Consider the following 20,879-nt stretch of genomic DNA (forward strand, 5'->3'; position numbering starts at 1 on the left):
CTTCAATCCCGTGGTGGGTTCTACCCATGCGGCCCCTTAAAGTGCCTATATCCTGCTCAACAACTGAAAAGTAAACTTACCAGTTTCTTGGTTTTGTTCAATCACACAAATCTAAAGGCGGCCCCGTAGGCCGTAAGCCTTTTTATTAAAAAATGTCTTGCATCCTCAACGAGTTTCCGCAATGCTTGCCTACAAACCTCGCAAAAAATGCCTACTGCTTACAGCTTATTGCCTAGGGCTAAGTAGTTACTGTTTCCACAAGGTGAGTGGGAGTAAGTTGTTTATAATCAATAAAATACAGAAAAGTAAAATGAAGGTTAAACTCCAAAAGTTGAGCTTTTTAAGAAACTGTTTTTCATTTTGCAAACATACAAACAACGATATGCTTGCTCCTAAAGGTAACATAAATGTCCCGAGCGCTAAAATCATATTGCCGATAGTTCTGTCGCCAATGCTCATAAAAGGCTGAGCAATCATGAACGGAATTGCTAGAAGCAAAATAAGGATAGATAAAAAACAGGCTAGGAGTGGATGCTTTAAGAAGGATTGTGGACGTTTGATACTTTTAAAAGTACTCCAAAACAACACATACAATATACTTAAAACACCTAATGCTAAAATAACAGCTATCGCTGATAGTTGCCAGCCATTGACTTTTCTGAGGGTTAGTAAGCCATTGGTAATGAATTTTCTATTTTTTTCATTGACATAAAAATAATGGGAAGCTTCCACTTTATCTTGGGCTCTAAAAAGGTTTTTTCCTAAATAATGTAGGTGAATCGACTGTCTCTGAAAAGGTTTAAACTCGGCTCCATCGTTGGTGATTTCTACTTTTGTAAACGACCCTACAAAATCTAATAAACCAAAAGGTTCTACTTTCGTAATCAAGGGCACATAATACCCCGCCCAAGCACCCAAATCGTTGGTATTGATGGAAGGCGTTTTAGGAAAAGCGATTTTGGATATTTGAAGATTTTGAATAAGTGTTTCGTTAAATTGCTCATAATTAGCACTTTCGCTATCCATATTATAGGCGATAAAAAAAGCCTTTTTTTCTTTTGGAAAAACATAAAACATGGCTTTGTAGCCGATGATATTGCCCGAATGGCTAATTCCTATCACCTGATGACGGTCGCGTTGAGCGGCGCCCAAGCCGTATCCTAGGGATAGGCCATTGGAGGCGGCAATGGTATGAGTAGGTTTGCCAAGAGCGGCCAAATAGGTGCTATCAATAAAAACAGATTGATTTAATTTTCCGTCACTCATCAAAAACCTCAACAGAAGACCCATGTCATAGGCAGTGGTGGTAAATTGCCCCGACGGACGTAAGTAGATAGGAAGTGCGGGAGCTTCGGTACCATCGTCAAAATGACCCATAGCGAGGTTGGGGTCGGCATTTTTTCCTACCTGACTCACAAAACGAGCGGTACTTTGATGCATACCGAGCGGTTTGAGGAGGGATTGGTCGAGATAGTCTTCGTAGCGTTGTTTTGTGACGGCCTCTATTACCATACCTAGTAAAGTATATCCCATATTGGAATAAGAAAATACCGTACCTGGTCTTTGTTTGGTGATGAGGACTTGGTGATTTTTTTCATAAAATGTACTAAGTGCAGTGTCGGCGGTAGCAGTGGTGCTGAAAAAATGCCACAAGCGTAAATCACTTAAGCCAGAGGTGTGGTCTAGTAAATTTCTGACAGTGATAGGATGAGTACTTTCCCAAATATTAAAAAAAGGCACCTTGGGAAGGTACTTTTTGACGGGCTCGTCAAGAGAAAGTTTTTGTTGGGTTGCTAATCGCAAAATCCCCAATGCTACTATTGTTTTAGTAATCGAGCCTACGTGTACTTTGTCAGTAGGTTTTAGGAGTTGTTTGGTCGTAAAGGATTTGACTCCAGCACTATTGGTATAGATAGAGTCGCTATCTGTCACTGTAGTCCACACTGCCCCCGTGAGCTTTTCTTGCTGGAGCAGTTGAGAGATTTTTTGGTGTAAGTTATCTGGGGTTTGGGCGTAAACGTTTTGACACAGTGCGGAGAAAATGATAAATACACGAATGAATCTTTTATCTTTCATAGGGAATTTTTGAAAACTTTTCGGTTTGGCTGACTGAATGCAGTATGATAATGCCCCAATTTCATCATCTTTGGTCGATTAATCAAAAGGGAGTTCTTGACCTTTTGATATTTTTATTTAAAAAAGCATGACTTTCTTGAGAAGTTAAGAACATTCCTAAGTAATTATGCAAAATAAAAACCCCACGTCGCATCAGTGCTCCGACTTTAGGTTAGGGTCTGAAGAACAGCACAACTTAGGGCTTTAGCCTTGATTTTTACCGCATTGTCATCAAAAAAATCAGGGCTAAAGCCCTCGTTATATCCTTCTTATAGGCCCCAACCTAAAGGCTAGGGTTAGAAGATAACATTTATTGTATGAATTAATTTTGCTTAGTTACTCATGTAAATACGCAAAATAAAACAAGACTTTTTTTGAAGATGTCCCAGTCTCCAATCTCTTTTTTCTCTTCCTCTCCAAGATGTATATAGTGGGAAATATAAGCAAAAAGCTCATTCTAGGTATGTATAGCTGAGTCAGGTTCAAAAATTTTTAGAAGATAGGTAGGAAGGAATTAAATTTTGTTTTTAACTTTGTTTTACAAAGTACTTTTTAATATTTAATTTTTATGGCAATCGCTGATAGACTAGACGCTCTACATGCAGGGGTAAAGAAAAACCGATGGTTTCGCTATTTTGCTATTTTTAATAGGATTGTATTGGCGGCTGGCTTCTTGCCGTCTGGCTATGTCAAAATAGCAGGGGAGCGTTTTACGTCTCTTTCCAACAATCACCCAATGGGTCATTATTTAGAAGCACTACATCATACGGGCTACTACTATACTTTTATCGGTGTAGTACAGATGACGGCGGCGTTTTTTTTGCTTATCCCACGTATGGCTACACTAGGCGCGGTGCTTTATTTTCCGTTGATACTAAATATTACTATTTTGTCGTATGCTGTGCGGTTTGATGGCTCTTTACTGACTTCTCCATTAATGGTCTTGGCCAATTTGTATCTTCTTTGCTGGGATTACGACAAATTGAAGTTTATCTTTCCTTGGAGTCCACCTACGGATTTGGAACTGGAAGCGAAAAACTCTCCATCGGTTTCTAAATTTCCGACGCGTTTTTTTGCAGGCGTGGCCTTAATATTGATAATAGTAGTAACTGCGATTGGAAATGCTTTCGATATTAGACCCCGCAATACACCCCCAGAATGTAATACACAATGTCAGAAGAGCCCCAATCCCAAAGCTTGTCAGGATTTTTGTGAGTGTATTCATGGGCAAGGACAGCCCCTCGACAAATGCCTTGATGCTTATCACAAGGCGCTAGAAGAGAAGTGATAATTTTGTTGTAATTCCTTGATAATTAGTGTGTTTAAAAAAGTATCTCCCCAAAAAATCAAAACTTTTTGGGGAGGTTGCTATTTCCACGCTTGTCTGCGCCCGACCATCCACACAAACTGAATAAAGTTGAATTCCATTTGGTCAAACATTACTTTTTTGCCTTCGGCTTTGAGGTGAAGATTGGGCGTGTAGCGAAGGTTGGTGCGCAACAACCACGTTTCCGAACGACTAATGCGAATATCCCAACCAAAAATCACTCCCAATGCTACTTTTTTTGCTTCGTATGATTTTGAGACGCCGTTGTCGGTATCCGTAAATCGCAAGTCTTCGTAAGCCAACGTAGGGCCTACGTAAGGCACAAAACCGTGATAATCGCCCAAAAATTTGTAGGTTTCAAAAGTATAGGAACGGCGTTCATAATTGAGGTGCACACCGTAGCCGCTCATACCGTAGCCTAATTTACGGTACGAAACACCCACATTGGCATCCGCTTTGTGAAAATAACGTCCTGCGGCAATGTCGGGAATCAAACTTCCTGGGCTTTCTTGCTTTAAGAATGGGTACTTATCTTTAATGTATTCTGATTTTGAGATTTCAAACGAGCTTGATGGACCAATTCCCACGTACCAGCAATTCAAGCGGTTGCGGGCCTGTAATTTTTTCACGCCCATTTTCATGTACTTTTCCCCGTATTTAGAAGCTAAACCTCCGTTCGTGTTAATCCAATAACTGAGGCCGACATTAAACGACCAAGGCGACACTTCCAAAGCACCGTATTGGGTTCGAGAAAGTGGATATTGGAAATCAGTATGGCGCTGGTAGTTGAGCCCCGCTTGAAACAATACTTTTTTGGTAGCATACACGGCACCTGCTTGAAAGGGAAAGGTGGTTTTGGCCACCGATGGTACCGTGGTATAGGGTTTATTGGGTTCGTTAGAAAGTTGGGAAAAACTAAACCCTTTTAATGATATTCCTACAAAAGGTCGTAGTTTACCTTCTTTGATAGCCCACGGGAAAAAACGTGCGCCTGTTTCTACGCCTTCACTGTACGAAACGTTGGCCAATTCGGCAGGGATTTTCTTGCCGAACTGTGCAACTGGAATAGCTACATAAAAATCGGCGTGCCCCCAAAAATGTGTTCCACCCAATAAAATACGAGCTGAGGTTGTTCCCCCAAAATCCACGGAAGAGAAGCCGCTAGAAGTCTGATACTGTGTCGTTCCGCCCGTGGTTGTAAAAGCGTCTATACCAAAGTAGGCTTTGGCAAAAGATGTCCTGATTTTTAAACGCTCTACTGTAGTGTCTTTTTCGGCGGTTTGCGCTTGAACCGAGAAGGAGTGAAGTACCGCACAAGCGGCAATAGTAAAAATGATTCTTTTGAAAGTGGCTGTTAGATTCAATAAAGCTTCCATAAAAAAACGGGTTTGTGTTTTGACTGACACAAACGTAGAAGCTCAAAAATAGCTCTCCAAAAAAAAGGGACGTTTGCCTAGGTTTTGGGACAAATGACCTATTTTGGGGCTTTTATCCCCTATTTTGGGACGAATGACAAGCTATTTTTTGAAATAATCAGCCATCAAATCGGTGTAACGACGAGCAACGGGCAGCGGATAGCCAACGTTTTTGAGTTGTAATTTATAGCCTTGGGCGTTGCCCGTAATTTTGGTTACTTGTTTTAAATTAACAATAAATGAACGATGACACCGCACGATGTTGCTGTTTTGAATCTGTTCTTCTAATCGGCTCAGGCTACTCCGAATCAGCATTTTTTGAAGGTTATTTTCCTTTAAAAACACCACCTCAGAATAATTACTGGCCGACTCAATAAACAACAGTTCGTCGGGCGAAAGGCTAAAGGTGTCTTTGAGATTTTCGGCGATTAGCGTAATTGTTTCCAGAGACGTGGGCGTGGTTTGCTCCTCCGTATTTGTTTTAATCACCAGTTTGTCGGTGGCATATTTTCGTTGTAGGCGGGTATAATCCAGTAGCGTAATAATGGTGGTAGGAATGATGCCAATGGCGACGGTAATACCTATCCATACAAACAGTTCTTTGAATCGAAATGAACTCACAAAAAACAATTGGCTGTAAAGCCAATTACCTACAGAAATAACGACTAAGACAATAATTACACCGAAGATTTCTTTTCCGACAGTCCAGTTGGCCTCAGAATACCAATTTCTGAATAAAATAGGCATTATAAAACTAATACCTGCAAGACATGTGAAGGTCACTAGCCCATAACCTGCTAAAATCCAATTTTTATCGGGATGCTGCCAATACGACGCACCGAATGGTTGAAAGACAATTAAAAATAGGGCAACAAAAAGACCAGCTCCTGCCGAAACCAAGAGCCAATAACGCGAATATAGGGCATTGTGAGGATAGGGTTGCGAAAGCAGCAGAATCATGATAGATAGAAAAAAAGCCACTCCTAAGAATGGCTTTTTTATAAAAATAAAATCAAAACTTATACGCCTTGTGAAGTCAATTTAGCACCTAAGTATTCGCGATTGAGGCGAGCGATGTGTTCCAATGAGATTTCTTTTGGACACTCTGCTGAGCAAGCACCTGTGTTGGTACACGAACCAAAGCCTTCTTCGTCCATTTGTGCTACCATACGCTCTACGCGCATTTTACGCTCTGGCTGGCCTTGTGGTAACAACGCAAACTGCGATACTTTGGCTGATACAAAAAGCATCGCCGAAGCATTTTTACAAGCCGCTACACACGCACCGCAACCAATACAAGCCGCCGCTGCAAACGCTTCGTCGGCATCTTCTTTGGAGATAGGAATGCTGTTTGCATCTTGTGCATTACCTGTGTTGACCGAGATAAAACCACCTGCCGCTTGAATGCGGTCAAAGGCCGTGCGGTCAACTACCAAGTCTTTGATAACGGGGAATGCTTGCGCACGCCAAGGTTCTACCACGATGGTGTCACCGTCGTTGAAGCTACGCATGTGCAATTGGCAAGTGGTAATGCCGCCTTTTGGTCCGTGTGGGCGGCCGTTGATGTACATGCTGCACATTCCACAGATACCTTCGCGGCAATCGTGGTCGAAAGCGATGGGCTCTTTGCCTTCACCGATGAGTTGTTCGTTCAATACATCGAACATCTCTAAAAATGACATATCGGGCGAAATTCCTGCAACTTGGTAGGTTTCGATTTTCCCTTCTGTTTTTTTATTTTTTTGTCTCCACACCTTCAAGGTGAGGTTCATATTTTCTGCTGACATTTTGTTTTGAAGTTTTTTTTGTCACACTGTAAGCGTCTATAAACAATAAAATGCGGTTTTTAGACCCTTTCAGGGTGACAAAAGGTGATTACTTGTAAGAACGTTGCGCAATCTTGATGTTTTCGTACACCAAATCCTCTTTGTGAAGTTCCCATTGGCTTTCGCCTTGGTGTTCCCACGCCGCTACGTACATGTAGTTTTCGTCATCGCGAAGTGCCTCACCTTCTTCGGTTTGGTACTCTTCACGGAAGTGACCCCCACATGACTCGTTGCGGTTGAGGGCATCGCGGCACATCAACTCACCCAATTCGATAAAGTCAGCCACGCGACCTGCTTTATCAAGCTCAGGATTGAATTCGTCGATATCACCCATTACCCGAACATCAGACCAGAATTCTTTTTTCAATGCTTGAATTTCTGAGATAGCTTCTTTCAAACCAGCTTCGTTACGTGCCATACCGCACTTATCCCACATGATTTTACCCAAACGCTTGTGGAATGCTTCTGGTGAAGTTTTACCTTTAATCGAAACAAGTTTAGAGATACGGTCTTTCACTTGTTTTTCGGCTTCTACAAACGCAGGGTGATCAGTTGGAATCGAATTAGTACGAATTTCGTTGGCTAAGTAAGCTCCGATAGTGTAAGGAATCACAAAATAACCGTCGGCCAAACCTTGCATCAAAGCACTTGCACCGAGGCGGTTAGCACCGTGATCGGAGAAGTTGGCTTCTCCCAGAGCGTACAAACCAGGTACAGTTGTCATCAAGTTGTAGTCAACCCAAAGGCCACCCATGGTATAGTGAACCGCTGGGTAAATACGCATTGGTACTTCATACGGATCCTCGCCTGTGATTTGCTTGTACATATCAAACAAGTTTCCGTATTTCTCTTTTACTACAGCTTTACCAAGTTCGGTAATTTTCTCAGCCGATGCGTCGTGGATGTTCAATTTATTAACCTCTCCTTTTCCGTAGCGCTGAATTGCCGCCGAGTAGTCGAGGTAAACCGCCATTTTTGATGTACCTACTCCGTAACCTGCATCACAACGCTCCTTCGCTGCGCGAGAAGCGATATCGCGAGGTACAAGGTTACCAAATGCAGGATAGCGACGCTCCAAGTAATAGTCGCGCTCGTCTTCTGAGATTTGGTTGGCAGGACGGTTATCATCTTTCTTTTTAGGAACCCAAATACGACCATCGTTACGCAATGACTCTGACATCAACGTTAACTTCGATTGATGGTCGCCTGATACAGGGATACAAGTTGGGTGGATTTGTGTAAAGCAAGGGTTTCCGAAGAATGCTCCTTTTTTGTGTGCTTTCCAAGCGGCGGTTACGTTAGAGCCCATCGCGTTGGTTGAAAGGTAGAATACGTTTCCGTAACCACCTGTACAAAGCAACACTGCATGACCAAAATGACGCTCGACTTCACCCGTTACCAAGTTGCGAGCAATGATTCCACGACATTTGCCGTCAATCACTACCACATCAAGCATTTCGTGACGTGAGTACATTTTTACCGTACCCAATCCTACTTGACGCTGAAGGCCCGAGTAAGCTCCCAAAAGAAGCTGTTGCCCAGTTTGTCCTGCCGCGTAAAATGTGCGCTGTACTTGTGTACCACCGAACGAACGGTTGGATAATAATCCCCCATACTCACGCGCAAATGGTACTCCTTGTGCCACACATTGGTCAATGATAGAAGCCGACACCTGTGCCAAGCGATAAACGTTTCCTTCGCGAGCGCGGTAGTCCCCTCCTTTAATAGTATCATAAAACAAACGATAGGTAGAGTCACCATCGTTTTGGTAGTTTTTAGCAGCGTTGATTCCCCCTTGGGCCGCAATAGAGTGCGCACGACGGGCTGAATCTTGAAAACAAAAAGCTTTAACAGAATATCCTAGTTCAGCCAACGTGGCAGCAGCCGACGCTCCTGCTAAACCAGTACCTACAACGATAATTTCAAGTTTCCGCTTATTAGCGGGGTTAACGAGTGCTACGGTCGAGCGGTATTTTGTCCACTTATCTTCGAGCGACCCATCAGGGATTTTGGCGTTCAATTTAGGGGAGGTTGCCATATTTTCTAATTTGGAAATTGAAAAATTCGATAATTTGAAAATGATGTAATAGTGAGAATTGGGTTGTGCTTCATTCGCACATTTTCAAATTCTCAAATGGGTACATTCATCATCACATGCTCTTGAAGAAGAAGTATAAAGGCATTAGTGCAAATCCTATTGGAATAATAATCCCAAAAACGCCTGCTCCGAGGAAATTGAGGAGAGGGTTATATTTAGGGTGATTGATACCAAGTGTTTGGAAGGCACTTTGAAAGCCATGTACCAAGTGAAACGAAACGGCAAACATGGCAATAACGTAGAAAAGTACTAAAAGGGGGTTTTTGAACCCTTCCATTACACTGCGGTACAAGTCTTTCACGATTACTACGCGTGTTTGACTTTCTTCTCGTACAAATTCTTCCATTTTACCTTTGATTTCACCTTCAAAGGGAGTGGAGGTTACTTCTCCCGTAGCGAGGCTTTGCTCGTACTGTGTGTAAGGTACATATCCAAACTTGTATTCAAACCAAAAATTGGACATGTGAACCACAATAAATACTAACAATACGGTTCCTAAAATAGCCATATTGCGCGAGAACCACGAACTATTTGCTTTGCCATTGTAGACTACGTAGCGTTGGTTGCCACGAGCTTTACGATTTTGAGCAGCTAAATAGAGCCCCTCAAAAGCGTGTAAAAGAATAAGGGCATACAAACCATAAGAGATGGTTTTAACCAGAGGATTAGTGGTCATAAAAACGGCATAAATGTTGAAAGCCAAGCCGTTGTCATTTTTGAATAACTGCAAGTTTCCACTCATGTGGACTAGAAGGAAGGAGCACAAAAACAAGCCCGTCAATGCCATGACCAATTTTTTGCCAATGGAGCTTGTAAGTGTTTGAGTAAGCCAAGACATATCTCAATTTGTTAGATTAAAATGATGATTTTTTACGTTTTTCAGCGGTCAAAAGTAGGTCTCAATCAATTTAGAAACAATCTAAAGTCAAACTTTTTTTGGAAATGATGTATAGCTGTTTAAGCGTTTATTTTACAACCTTGTGTCTCATTTTTTTGTTTTGAAAAAAAAGCATAGAAAGACCCTTAAAAAGGCTTTACCATTTAAAATACTGATAAAATTTACACCATTTACTAAAATATTTCGTTTTTTAATCAATAATTGCAAGAACCTAACTAGAAGGTGTTTTTGACCCTTTTTATTCATACTAATTCTCATGAGGCATTTGACTCTACGTTTCTTACTCTTTTTGATGTGTGTGATGAGCACATACTATTCTTATGCAACCCACGTGAGGGCTGGTGAAATCACCGCCAAAAGAAAATCTGACAAAGATTTAACCTATACAATCACCCTCAATACATACCATGACGAGATAGGAGGGCGTATGGCGAGTGATGGCCAAAACGACGTTACTTTTTGTATCAGACCGTTTGTAGGAGGGACGGGTTCAACGCTTCTGGCAAAGAGACGATTTAGGGGAGCTATCAATAATGCGACTTCACTCAATATTTTTGAAGCAGACTTTTCTTTTTCTTCGCCGGGGGTGTATGTGATTTCGGTAGGTATTGAAAACCGAAACGACGGGGTAGTCAATATGAGCAATTCGGTCAATACGCCCTTTTATGTAGAAACTGTACTAGTTATCAATGCCTCTTTAGGTTTAAACAAAACGCCCGTGATGCTCAATCCCCCTTTGGATTCAGCACGTATAGGTCAAAAGTTTTGTCATAACCCTGCGGCTTTCGATGCCGACGGTGATAGCTTGTCTTATCGGTTGTCGATTCCCAAAAGAGGTGAGCCGGGTACTTGTATCAATCGCGTAGTAGATGGTTATCGTGATCCTGCTTTAGGTATCAATCCCGATGCTCGAAATGAATTACAGAACGGCCCAGCTACTTTTACCATCAATCCTATCACGGGCGATTTATGTTGGGATGCTCCCGCTGTGGCAGGTATTTATAATGTGGCCTTTATCATTGAAGAATGGCGTGATGGAGTCAAGATTGGGGAGGTCGTCCGGGATATGCAAATCGTAGTAGCCGATGGCATCAATCGACGACCTATCATTGACCCTGTGGCTAACGTGTGTGTAGAGGCGGGCAATACCGTCACACAGATATTCAGAGCAACCGATCCTGATAATAATCGGATGATTTTTTCTGCCTATGGTGGGGTGTTCAATACGACAGCTGATGGCCAACCTATCACAAATCCAGCTGATGCGCTCATTGCTCCGAGCTATGCTACTTTTACTCCTACACCTACTCAACCCCAAACTTCGCCAGCTATTGGTACATTTCGTTGGTTGACCAATTGTAACCACGTACGGGAGGCACCTTATGATGTGGTTGTCAAAGTAGAAGATTTGCCCGCTCGTACGAGTATTCAGCTAGCCTCATTAGAGTCTTTTTCAATCAGGGTGGTATCTCCCAAACCTGTGGGCCTAACGGCCCGCGCTTCGGGAGCTGCCGTACCAGGTTTTATCTTAAATTGGACGGCGTATCAGTGCCAACTTCCCGGTGCTCAGATTGCCATTTATCGCAAAGAAGGTTGTAGTGGAGGGACTTTCTCGGCCTGTACCAATCCCGGAGATCCGCTAGCCTTGGGATATACCGAAATCGCCAAAGTAGCTGCCACTGCTACTACTTACACCGACAACAACAACGGCTTGGGGCTGCGCCAGGGAGGAGTACAATATAGCTATCGTATTAGAGTCATATTTGCTTTGCCACAGGGGGGGACAAGCCCGCTTTCGGACGAAACCTGTTTAGATTTGCCTTCGCAAATTCCGGTATTGACCAATGTGACAGTGGATACAACAAGTAGTACTCGCGGGGTAATCACGGTCAAATGGACACGGCCTCCTTTTGCTCCTGGAGATGTACCTGGTCCTTATCAGTATCGACTTTCACGCGCGACAGGACTGAATGGTACTAACTATGCCGTAGTGGCTACTATCAACACCAACTTGGGCAACAATGCAGATACCATTTTTGTGGATAGAAATCTCAATACCCTCGACAATGGCTATCGCTATCGGTTGGAGTTTTTTCATACTCTCAATGGTACTTTGACGAGCTTGGGTACTACCGAAGCAGCAAGCAGTGTGCGTTTGGCTGCTTCTCCTGCTTCGCAAGGTGTACGACTTGAATGGCAGGCATTTGTACCTTGGCGCAATGAAAATCAAACTCACCGTGTGTATAGAGAGGTGAGAAATCGCCCCGGTACTTTTAATCTTATTGCCGAAGTGCCTGTTCAGGGAGCAAATACATTTACTTATTTAGATAATGGGGTAGACCGCTTTTTGGCAGATGGAAATGCGTCTATTACGTTCTCGACCGATTCAACCTATTGTTATCGCGTCGAAACCGTAGGAACCTACGATAGTCCACGGATAAGGGTAGGGCAGCTCTTCAATTTTTCGCAAGTTTTTTGTGCCTCTCCTTCCGACAGTACCCGACCTTGTCCTCCGGTTCTTACGCTGGACCCCTTGGACTGTAATGATGCCACTACGACCAACTGCCCAGACAAAGTAAGCAATGATTTGAACTGGACTTATCCTAGCAAAGACGCTAACAACAGAGATTGTGCGCCTGCGGCTACTTATAACGTCTATTTTGCGGCTACATCAGAGGGCACATTCCAGCGAATAGGGCAGACCACCGCGCCTGTTACTAATTTTAGGCATGGAGGATTGGACTCCTATGCGGGGTGCTACTATGTCACCGCCGTGACACGTTTCAACAGAGAAAGTGAAAGAAGCAACATCGTGTGTAAAGACAACTGTACGACTTATCGCTTGCCCAATGTCTTTACGCCCAACAACGACGGCAAAAATGATTTGTTCCAGCCGCTTACTTGCCCTCTTTTTGTTGAATCTGTGGTGTTTGTGGTGTATAATCGATGGGGACAAAAACTTTTTGAGACAACTAATCCTTCTTTAAATTGGGACGGTAAAACTTCAGACGGACAAGAAGTGCCTGCGGGTACCTATTTTTATCAGGCTACGGTGAAGTTTAAAACCATACAACCCACCAGCGAAGCGGTAGTTATTAAAGGTTGGGTACAGTTGGTGCGATAAACAGATTGGTAGATGCAAAAGGACGTAATTTTATTCGACGGGGTTTGTAATTTTTGTAATGCAAGCATCAATTTCGTGATAGACCACGACAAATCCCGTCGTTTTTATTTTGCGTCCTTACAGTCTGATTATGGGCAAGCGATTTTGAGAGAGCATCATCGGACTGTTCAGGATTTTGAGACGGTGCTGTTGGTTCGTGAAGGTAAATTGTACGAAAAATCCACTGCAGTGCTCGAAATCGCCCGTCATTTAGTGGGTTGGCGGTGGCTATATTTATTCAGATTTCTTCCTACTTCGATTCGGGATTTTGTGTATGGCCTCATCGCCCGAAATCGTTATTCGCTTTTCGGCAAAGCAGATGCTTGTCGGATTCCTACTAAAGAAGAACGTGCATTGTTTTTGGGGTGAAATTTGGTGATTTGAAGGTTAGATTGTTTGTTTGCAGACAATAAATCATCTTACAATTCACCCAATACATATGAAAGCATACGTTTTTCCTGGCCAAGGCTCGCAGTTTAGTGGCATGGGTAAAGAACTCTACGACACAAATCCACAAGCTCGCGTACTTTTTGATAAAGCCAACGAAATTTTGGGGTTTGAGATTACGAAAGTGATGTTTGAAGGTACCGACGAAGAACTCAAGCAAACCAATGTAACTCAGCCAGCTATTTTTATTCATTCGGTTATTTTAGCTTCCACCATTCAAGATTTCAAACCCGACATGGTAGCGGGACATTCATTGGGGGAGTTTTCGGCTTTGGTGGCGGCTCAGGCACTTTCTTTTGAAGATGGTCTCAAGCTAGTGGCGCAGCGCGCCGATGCCATGCAGAAAGCCTGCGAACTGAATCCTTCTACGATGGCAGCAGTGCTTGGGCTGGATGATGCCAAAATCGAAGAAATCTGCGCCTCAGTGACGGACGAGGTCGTAGTAGCAGCCAATTTCAATTGCCCCGGACAAGTAGTGATTTCGGGCTCATTTGAAGGGGTGCGTTTGGCAGGAGAAAAACTCAAAGAAGCAGGAGCAAAGCGAGTGTTGCCTTTGGCGGTAGGAGGGGCGTTTCATTCGCCTTTGATGGAGCCTGCTCGGGAAGAACTAGCTGCTGCTATCGAAAACACCAATTTTCAGCCTCCTCTGTGCCCTATTTATCAAAATGTAAATGCCGAAGCCGCTACCGACGTAGCTACGATTAAAGCCAACCTTATCGCTCAATTGACCGCTCCAGTTCGTTGGACACAATCTGTCAGAAATATAGTAGCTGACGGCGCTACCGACTTTGTAGAATGTGGGCCAGGTAAAGTACTTCAAGGGCTGGTGAAGAAGATTGCCTCCGAAGTGACCACCGCAGGCGTCTAAAAAAAGATTTTTTTTTCAGCTCCTAAGGGTTTGAAAATCAGTTGTAAGAGGCAGGAAGTGGATTTTATTTGTCAAATATTTTCAAAATAGACTTGACACGTAAACTTAAAACTCCTACTTTTGCACCACCAAAATCGGATTGGCGGATGGTGTAACGGTAACACAGAAGATTTTGGTTCTTTTATTCAGGGTTCGAATCCTTGTCCGCCAACCAAAAGTTTAGTATAACTTGTACTACTAGCATTTAAGCCCTCACTAGAGGGTTTTTTTGTTTTAAGCCCTTCACGTTCACCCAACTAAAAAAAGCCCATATAAAAGGTGCACAAAATTTTTAAGAGGGTACACTATGCCGTTAACTAAATTCTTAGAATATATGTCAATTAAGGTACTGGAATTGTAATAAAACTTGAATTTTTAGTTCAAACCCAATTTCAATCCTTATGTTAATCAAAAACGAGAATGAGTATCGTAATCAACTTCAGATTACGCACAAAAAAAGGTTTACCCAAAACTAAACCTCATTACATTTATTGTAGACTTCGCGTAAATGGTGTTCCAGTAAGGTCAGACCTTGCGACACATGTATCATGCTTGCCTCACGAATGGGATTCAAAAGCGCAACGAATTAGGGGCTATTCTGACCATGTACGTGAGCAAAATATCAAACTAGATAAATTTAAAAACGACCTTGATTCTATTTACAACGAATTGAGACGTTATGAAAAGCCAATTTCGGCTGAAATTATCAAACAAATCTACCTAAAGAAATTAGACCCTACACCGAGTACGCTCTTGGTCTATTTTAATTTGTATGTAGAAAATGAGCAAAAAGACAGGATAAAGGATTCTACGCTTAGAACATGGCAATCAAGATACAATGTCCTACAAGAATACATCGAAAAGGGACTAAAAAGGAAAGATGTTGATTTACTAGAAGTGACGCCCAAGTGGTTGATGAATTATCAAAAGTACTTGGTGAAACAGAAAGCAAATTGCCTCAATCATGCCGCCCGTGCAGTTGAATCCATTATGAGTGTTCTTGATTATGCAGTAGTAGAGGAGGTATTACCTTATAATTCGACTGTTTCTTTGGAGTTGCCACGCGATGAACGAAAAAAAATCAAATACCTTAACAAAGAACAACTCGAAAAGCTCAGTAGTTGCCCTTATTACTGCGAACGCTTACAGAAGGTGGTAGATTGTTTTTTAGTGCAATGTTATACAGGAATGGCTTATAATGAGCTTTTTTACTTTAATCCTTCAGAACATCTGGAAGATAGGAATGGGATTACTTACATTATCATTTACAGAGGCAAATCCACCGAGCTTTGCAGGATTCCGCTTTTGCCGCAAGCGCGTGAAATCCTTGAGAAGTATAATTACATCTTACCCGTGATTACCAATCAAAAGATGAATGATTTCATAAAAGAAGCAGCCAAGGTAGCAGGATTGAAGAAATGGGAGGAAATAACAACACACGTAGGTCGTAAAACGTGTGGGTGCTATTTACTCAATGCGGGAGTAAGGATAGAAGTAGTTTCAAAGATATTGGGCCACAAATCTGTAAAAACCACAGAAACGTTTTACGCTGAATTATTTACTGAAAGCATCAGTGATGATTTACGAAAGAACGGATTAATCTAAGAAACAGAAAAGCCCCATCATTGGGGCTTTTCTGTTTTAGTTTCTATTTGCTATCATTTTAAAGTTGTGCTTTTGCGGCTCCTGTTGTGATGCATTCAATGGCCACTTTAATTTGATAGCAAAATCGTTGCTCAGGAATGAAAGCTTTGTAAGTCGACCTTAAAATTTGCTATCAAATTAAATATATGTATGGTTACCGCTAACGGTTCAGGGCTTGGCGTAGTGGCGGCTTTACAGCACTACCGTTGATATGAAGCACCAAAGTTCAAATTTAGCAATAAGTTTCATACGAAGCACTTCACCCGCCATTACGCCAAACCCGTGTTATTAGCAGCAGTTTTTATTTTATATGTCTTTAATTGCTTCAAAAAAAGGTTGGTGCTTTGTTGTTTTATGGAATATATCTTTTAGTGATTTCCAGTCTTTAGGTTTCATTTGTTTAGCTAACTCTGAACAAATAAGTTTTATTAAGGTTTGTTCAAAGTCGTCCCATTTTTCTCCTAATATTACTTCGGTTCGTGATGAGTTTAAATCTAAATCTCTTCTACCACAAATGTCGATTAGCAACAAAATTGGAAATGGAAATGATAGTGTAGCTTGATTTTCCTTTTTGTACCATCGTTCAGGAAATAAAGTTGTAGGAACTTCAATACCATGTAGAGATAATTTTGATTTGGATTTAGCAATAGAACTTGTACTATTATGAGTTGTTACCTTGTAGTCGTCATTTATTGTTATTGATGTAGATTCTTCTTCGATTTGATTTTCCTTTGCCCAAATTCTTTTGTCAAGGTTATAATTGCTTCCTTCAATATTAATCTCTTTTGATTCTAAATTAATTTCAACAGTAGGTACATTTTTTTGAAATAATATTCCTATTTCTGCTATGCCTTTAATACCTAAATCGAAATTATCAAGATTAATGGTATAATATTTGACATTTTCATGAGATTGCCAATAATAGTCTTTTAAGTCTTCTGTTGTAATTTCTTTAAAGGCTGTTTCATCAATACTCTGACTATCTTCATCTGTAATGATATTGATTTTAAAAGGAGGGTTTGGAATTATACTTTTTATAGACTTTATAAATCTTTCACTATTATAATGTTTCCAAGGGTTTTTGGTCTCTCTTAAAATCAATTTAGTGGTAGTTCCTGGCAAATTTCTAACCCCATCTTTTATCCAAAAAATACTATCCTGTCCCTCAACTGTAATATTTAAAGGGTCACTTGATTTATGCTCTGCATAAACTCTTTTTGTGTCTACTATAAGCGTGTCGGCAACCATAAAACAAGACAGAATACCTATTCCAAACCTAGACGTTGGAATAAAGTCTGCATTTGATTCAGATAACAAATTGTAAAAGTCAGTAGATTTATAAAATGATGAGCCAACTTTAGAATAATAGTTGTCTATAATGTATTGATCCATACCAGTTCCATTATCTTCAACAACTAGTACTTTTTCATTATTTTCAGTAATGTACTTTATTGAAATTTCTGGTTGATATAAATTTCCCCATTTCTTTTCTTGTGCATTTCTTAAAAGGCATGCATCAATAGAGTTTTGGACTAACTCTCTTAAAGCAACTTCTGGGTTTCCATAGAGTTTAGTGCCCATTAAAAGCTCGATTACTTGTCTTTTACTTAAATTGAATTGAGTGTCTTTGTAAATGTAAAGAGGTTTGTTTTGGATATTCTTTTTGGTAGTAATCTTTTCTCTTGATACTTTATATGGGACTTTAATTATTAAGTTAGGACGTTTGATTTTATGAAAATCGTTCAAATCGGTAATGAGATTATTACAAATAGACAATTCGTGGTCAATATAATCACAGAACTGATGAATTGAAGCCTCAATTGCAGGATGAGAACACTTAGCGGAATAGAAAATGTTATCCTGATTAATCTCCCAAGATTCTATAGAACGATGTTTATTCCATTCTCTAATAGAAATTGGTTCTCTTACATAAAGATGCGAAAATAGTATTGATGGAGTTCGTTTTCCGTCAAAATCTAAAATATCAGAAAGTCTTAAAATAATTCCAATTAATGGTAAACAAACATATGTATTTTCTCCACAAATGAGGTACTTATCAAACTCTAAAAGAGTTAAAGCATCTTCGTTATGACTTAGACAAAGTTGAGCAAGTTCAACAGTCAGATCATTGTCTCTATATTTTATTTTTTCGTTCCAATCTTTAGCTATTACATCTTTTATTCTTTCTGCATGAGTTCGTCTGATGTACTCAGTTATAATGTATGATTTAATAGTTTCTGCTTGGCTATTATTTCCATTTAGGGTTAATTTTTCAATTATGGCAATTTGGTCAGGTCTTGAATAATAGTAGCGTTTGAAATTATTAAATGTTTCTAATTCTTCATCATCAACACTTGGTGTGGAATCCCAAATTTTTCTCCAAGTCAATACTTCTTTTTCGTCTGGAGCCATGCCTACATCATGCAAAAATGCAGATGCTATTAATAGAAGTAATTCAGGTGTTGATAAATTTATTACAACCTCTTTTGGTAGTAATTTTTCCATCAAATACAAAACTCTAAACAAATGGTCACTATCATGTAGGGTAAATTCACCCATGTGTCGGATAATAGTTTTAGTTCTTTGAGCAGAATAGTTAACGATATTATCAACTAAAGCTATAACTTCTGTATCCTTTTCAATGCATTTTTCTTTTAATGTCTTATACAACAAACTTTGAGAAAGCCTGAGTAAGTATTCGTCTTTATAGTCGTCTATCATTTGTAACGATGAGTTTTAAATTACAGGTAACGGCTACGGCTTGGCGATGTGGCGGTATTTGAAAATCGTCAGCCGGAACCGTTGCTGATTAAAGTTACAAAAGATGATGATAAGAACTACAGCTCGGCTTTATTCGTCGGCTAGAACTGAAGCCGAATAGTGAACAAAAAGTTGAAAATATATTCGTCGCCCCGCCATATTGCCAAACCGAATGTTAGGCACAGTGTTTTTCACCAATGCTTTCGTTTCTCTGTAACAACAACCAGATTCTTTTTGTCAAGGGTATTGTTAATGTATGAAACAACACTCATAAACATTCCATATTGGTTCATTGAATTTTCTCTTTTGCTATCTTCAATCCATTGTTCGTATTTTGATTCAAGTTCGTCTGAGGCTATACAAGATTGTCTAAACTTCGTTAAGTCATAAACTTCTCTGTCATTAGTTGAACCCAACTCGGTCAAACTGATTGACTGCTTAAATATTAGCGATAACATCAGAATTAGTTCGTCCTGGTTTTCTGCATAAACTCCTTCAAAGCCTTGTTCATCAATGTCAGTAACGAAAGCTTTGATAAACTTGTCTTCGTCCAATAGGATGTTTGTATCAATTGTGTTTGTCGCTACAAAATAAACGTCCATAAACAGGTCAGCTAAGTTGTCAAGAATAGATACCGCCACTGTCTCTACTTGCTGACTATTTGGAATTTCAGAACCTTCAATGTTATGATTAGTTGTCCATTGTCGCCCTAAAAACCTACCTAACTTTTGAACAGCTTCATCTAATTCTTCACCATTGTTTAATCTTTTGGTTAAGTCTTGCACCAATGGCTTAGTACGTCTATTGAAGTCTAAAAGATATTTTGGTTGTCCGTTTTCAAAAACTATCCACTCGTCAATTGAAAGTTCGTAAAAGGGAATTGCTCTGAATTGTCCACCAGAGTTTTGAAATAAATATGATTCTGTCTGTAAGGTAACGGTCTCCATAACATTGTGCCTAACACAATATAGACGCAACCCTTTCGCCTATACCCCAAATATACCCACTTTCAATAAAATGTACCTAATGATTTTATAGGATATTATGCAAATTTTTCCCCAAAGAGGGCAAGAAATAAACAGACATAGCGTTTTTAGCGCAAAATCGCCCATTTTGCTATCATTTTGGGGTTGCAAAAATGTAGCTACAGCTGAAGCTTTGGAAAAAATGCTATCAAAATCATTGTCCAGGGACAAAAATTTTTCAAGTCCGGGCATGAATTTGCTATCAAAAAAACAAACCTCCCCGCCATCGGCAGAGAGGTTTTGTACCACCCAAAAAATAAAACCGAAGAATTAGAAACCTATCCCTCAAACGAAGGATAGATTTACTTTGATAGCAAACAAAAAAAGACGCCCCCTAGACCTCGTAAGCCACTTCGCCAAAGGGCTGGACAATGGCCTCATTTGACAAGGAATACAAGACAAAAAATTCATTCAACCGTGGGCCTTTATGGGCAGGTTTGACCAAATGCGTCGCTTTGGTGTGTTGCAGCTCAGAAAGCAGCTTTCGCGGGCATTTTTGATAAAAAATAGACCTGTTTAGCCCCAATTTCTTCAAAGCTTTGGAAATCGCCCACCCCCTTTCGACCATGTCCAACAAAATCGGAAATGTCTGCTCGTACTTCATGCTTTGAGTTGGTTAGGCTTGACCCAAATCTTGAAGGGTTGACGTCGATTTTTGAACCACCCCGCCCACACCTTCCAATCTTGGTACCACCCCTTTCCGTAGCGAAGAATACACCAAAAAGAAAGGGCAGGGAGTTGGATTTCCACCCTCGTAACTTTACCCAAGCCGTCGGTTTGTCGTTGTCCCGTGGGCGTACCTAGCTTGAAACCTTGGGGCAAGCTCAAGGTCGGTAAGCGCGTAGGACAAACGGGCAAGGCCATTCCCTTAATCTGGTTGTGATGAGGGTAGATGATGATAAACAAAGGGTTTGAGGCACAAACGGGGGATTTCATGGAAAAGGGATTAGTAAATACCAAGGCTACGCAGGTAAAGAATGGCACGGTAAGGCAAACGAAGAAACTTTCGGTAGCCCAATTGGTGCAACTGCTGAGCTTGCTCAGGAGTCAACAACCGAAACAAATCACCCTGACTCAAACCGCATTGTTTTTCATAGGCGGTCAGACTGACGAGTTGAGTTTGGTAATCAGGCAGGGGAAATACCTCAAGGAGATAATCCAATGCCCCTCTGGTGAGCAATCGCTTAGGACAATAGCCCATTTGTTTCAAACGGGATTGTTCCTCAGGGGTGAGGGCTTGCCAGAGCTGTCCCC

At 41.0% G+C, this 20,879-nt stretch carries 16 protein-coding genes and 1 tRNA gene; 6 read left to right on the forward strand and 11 right to left on the reverse strand.

The window, feature by feature from the left end; genetic code table 11:
- Positions 1–246 precede the first annotated feature (246 nt).
- Positions 247–2,076 (reverse strand): serine hydrolase, encoded by a 1,830-nt coding sequence (locus tag P1X15_RS31780; RefSeq protein ID WP_277342138.1) that lies wholly within the window; start codon positions 2,074–2,076, stop codon positions 247–249.
- Positions 2,077–2,683: 607 nt separating this feature from the next.
- On the opposite strand from P1X15_RS31780, the gene P1X15_RS31785 reads away from it, so the two are divergent.
- Positions 2,684–3,403 carry a DoxX family protein gene (locus P1X15_RS31785; RefSeq protein ID WP_277342139.1) on the forward strand — a complete coding sequence of 240 codons (720 nt, stop codon included), beginning with the start codon at positions 2,684–2,686 and terminating at the stop codon, positions 3,401–3,403.
- A gap of 80 nt (positions 3,404–3,483) precedes the next feature.
- On the opposite strand, the gene P1X15_RS31790 is transcribed toward P1X15_RS31785, so the two are convergent.
- The 5 genes from P1X15_RS31790 to P1X15_RS31810 form a co-directional block, all read right to left on the reverse strand.
- Positions 3,484–4,818, reverse strand: a complete 1,335-nt coding sequence (locus tag P1X15_RS31790) for a hypothetical protein (protein WP_277342140.1) — start codon at positions 4,816–4,818, stop codon at positions 3,484–3,486.
- Positions 4,819–4,959: 141 nt separating this feature from the next.
- On the reverse strand, positions 4,960–5,817 hold the full coding sequence (locus P1X15_RS31795) for a LytTR family DNA-binding domain-containing protein (RefSeq protein ID WP_277342141.1): 858 nt from the start codon (positions 5,815–5,817) through the stop codon (positions 4,960–4,962).
- A 59-nt stretch (positions 5,818–5,876) separates the two neighbouring features.
- A complete protein-coding gene (locus tag P1X15_RS31800) occupies positions 5,877–6,629 on the reverse strand; it encodes a succinate dehydrogenase/fumarate reductase iron-sulfur subunit (protein ID WP_277342153.1) in 753 nt (250 codons plus the stop codon).
- Positions 6,630–6,732: 103 nt separating this feature from the next.
- Entirely contained in the window at positions 6,733–8,721 is a 1,989-nt protein-coding gene (locus P1X15_RS31805) for a fumarate reductase/succinate dehydrogenase flavoprotein subunit (RefSeq protein WP_277342142.1), read from the reverse strand.
- 112 nt (positions 8,722–8,833) lie between these two features.
- Positions 8,834–9,619: a succinate dehydrogenase cytochrome b subunit gene (locus tag P1X15_RS31810; RefSeq protein WP_277342143.1), complete on the reverse strand. Its 786-nt coding sequence runs from the start codon at positions 9,617–9,619 to the stop codon at positions 8,834–8,836.
- A gap of 316 nt (positions 9,620–9,935) precedes the next feature.
- On the opposite strand from P1X15_RS31810, the gene P1X15_RS31815 reads away from it, so the two are divergent.
- From P1X15_RS31815 to P1X15_RS31835, 5 genes are all read left to right on the forward strand, one after another.
- The gene (locus P1X15_RS31815; protein ID WP_277342144.1) at positions 9,936–12,803 is read left to right on the forward strand and encodes a gliding motility-associated C-terminal domain-containing protein; all 2,868 of its coding nucleotides are present in this window, start codon (positions 9,936–9,938) and stop codon (positions 12,801–12,803) included.
- 12 nt (positions 12,804–12,815) lie between these two features.
- Complete coding sequence (locus P1X15_RS31820) at positions 12,816–13,211, forward strand: thiol-disulfide oxidoreductase DCC family protein (RefSeq protein WP_277342145.1); 396 nt, start codon at positions 12,816–12,818, stop codon at positions 13,209–13,211.
- A 70-nt stretch (positions 13,212–13,281) separates the two neighbouring features.
- Positions 13,282–14,157 (forward strand): ACP S-malonyltransferase, encoded by an 876-nt coding sequence (gene fabD, locus P1X15_RS31825; RefSeq protein WP_277342146.1) that lies wholly within the window; start codon positions 13,282–13,284, stop codon positions 14,155–14,157.
- Positions 14,158–14,297: 140 nt separating this feature from the next.
- Positions 14,298–14,371 (forward strand) — tRNA-Gln (locus P1X15_RS31830).
- Positions 14,372–14,616: 245 nt separating this feature from the next.
- Positions 14,617–15,801, forward strand: a complete 1,185-nt coding sequence (locus tag P1X15_RS31835) for a site-specific integrase (RefSeq protein WP_277342147.1) — start codon at positions 14,617–14,619, stop codon at positions 15,799–15,801.
- A 345-nt stretch (positions 15,802–16,146) separates the two neighbouring features.
- Here P1X15_RS31835 and P1X15_RS31840 read toward each other — a convergent pair whose 3' ends face one another.
- From P1X15_RS31840 to P1X15_RS31860, 5 genes are all read right to left on the reverse strand, one after another.
- The gene (locus P1X15_RS31840) at positions 16,147–18,561 is read right to left on the reverse strand and encodes an ATP-binding protein (RefSeq protein ID WP_277342148.1); all 2,415 of its coding nucleotides are present in this window, start codon (positions 18,559–18,561) and stop codon (positions 16,147–16,149) included.
- 230 nt (positions 18,562–18,791) lie between these two features.
- Positions 18,792–19,547 (reverse strand): hypothetical protein, encoded by a 756-nt coding sequence (locus P1X15_RS31845; RefSeq protein WP_277342149.1) that lies wholly within the window; start codon positions 19,545–19,547, stop codon positions 18,792–18,794.
- 412 nt (positions 19,548–19,959) lie between these two features.
- On the reverse strand, positions 19,960–20,229 hold the full coding sequence (locus tag P1X15_RS31850) for a hypothetical protein (protein ID WP_277342150.1): 270 nt from the start codon (positions 20,227–20,229) through the stop codon (positions 19,960–19,962).
- Positions 20,226–20,561, reverse strand: a complete 336-nt coding sequence (locus P1X15_RS31855; RefSeq protein WP_277342151.1) for a hypothetical protein — start codon at positions 20,559–20,561, stop codon at positions 20,226–20,228. Before P1X15_RS31855 ends, P1X15_RS31850 begins: the two co-directional genes overlap by 4 nt.
- A gap of 10 nt (positions 20,562–20,571) precedes the next feature.
- Positions 20,572–20,879, reverse strand: a 308-nt coding sequence (locus tag P1X15_RS31860) for a hypothetical protein (protein ID WP_277342152.1), incomplete at its 5' end; no start/stop codon positions are given.

This window comes from Runella sp. MFBS21 (assembly GCF_029433105.1).
In the GTDB taxonomy this organism is placed as follows: Bacteria; Bacteroidota; Bacteroidia; order Cytophagales; family Spirosomataceae; genus Runella.

Excerpts from the sequence above, each read along its gene's own strand:
- P1X15_RS31780 (WP_277342138.1), bottom strand. The coding sequence starts at position 2,076 with ATGAAAGATAAAAGATTCATTCGTGTATTTATCATTTTCTCCGCACTG.
- P1X15_RS31785 (WP_277342139.1), top strand. The coding sequence starts at position 2,684 with ATGGCAATCGCTGATAGACTAGACGCTCTACATGCAGGGGTAAAGAAA.
- P1X15_RS31790 (WP_277342140.1), bottom strand. The coding sequence starts at position 4,818 with ATGGAAGCTTTATTGAATCTAACAGCCACTTTCAAAAGAATCATTTTT.
- P1X15_RS31795 (WP_277342141.1), bottom strand. The coding sequence starts at position 5,817 with ATGATTCTGCTGCTTTCGCAACCCTATCCTCACAATGCCCTATATTCG.
- P1X15_RS31800 (WP_277342153.1), bottom strand. The coding sequence starts at position 6,629 with ATGAACCTCACCTTGAAGGTGTGGAGACAAAAAAATAAAAAAACAGAA.
- P1X15_RS31805 (WP_277342142.1), bottom strand. The coding sequence starts at position 8,721 with ATGGCAACCTCCCCTAAATTGAACGCCAAAATCCCTGATGGGTCGCTC.
- P1X15_RS31810 (WP_277342143.1), bottom strand. The coding sequence starts at position 9,619 with ATGTCTTGGCTTACTCAAACACTTACAAGCTCCATTGGCAAAAAATTG.
- P1X15_RS31815 (WP_277342144.1), top strand. The coding sequence starts at position 9,936 with ATGAGGCATTTGACTCTACGTTTCTTACTCTTTTTGATGTGTGTGATG.
- P1X15_RS31820 (WP_277342145.1), top strand. The coding sequence starts at position 12,816 with ATGCAAAAGGACGTAATTTTATTCGACGGGGTTTGTAATTTTTGTAAT.
- fabD (WP_277342146.1), top strand. The coding sequence starts at position 13,282 with ATGAAAGCATACGTTTTTCCTGGCCAAGGCTCGCAGTTTAGTGGCATG.
- P1X15_RS31835 (WP_277342147.1), top strand. The coding sequence starts at position 14,617 with ATGAGTATCGTAATCAACTTCAGATTACGCACAAAAAAAGGTTTACCC.
- P1X15_RS31840 (WP_277342148.1), bottom strand. The coding sequence starts at position 18,561 with ATGATAGACGACTATAAAGACGAATACTTACTCAGGCTTTCTCAAAGT.
- P1X15_RS31845 (WP_277342149.1), bottom strand. The coding sequence starts at position 19,547 with ATGGAGACCGTTACCTTACAGACAGAATCATATTTATTTCAAAACTCT.
- P1X15_RS31850 (WP_277342150.1), bottom strand. The coding sequence starts at position 20,229 with ATGAAGTACGAGCAGACATTTCCGATTTTGTTGGACATGGTCGAAAGG.
- P1X15_RS31855 (WP_277342151.1), bottom strand. The coding sequence starts at position 20,561 with ATGAAATCCCCCGTTTGTGCCTCAAACCCTTTGTTTATCATCATCTAC.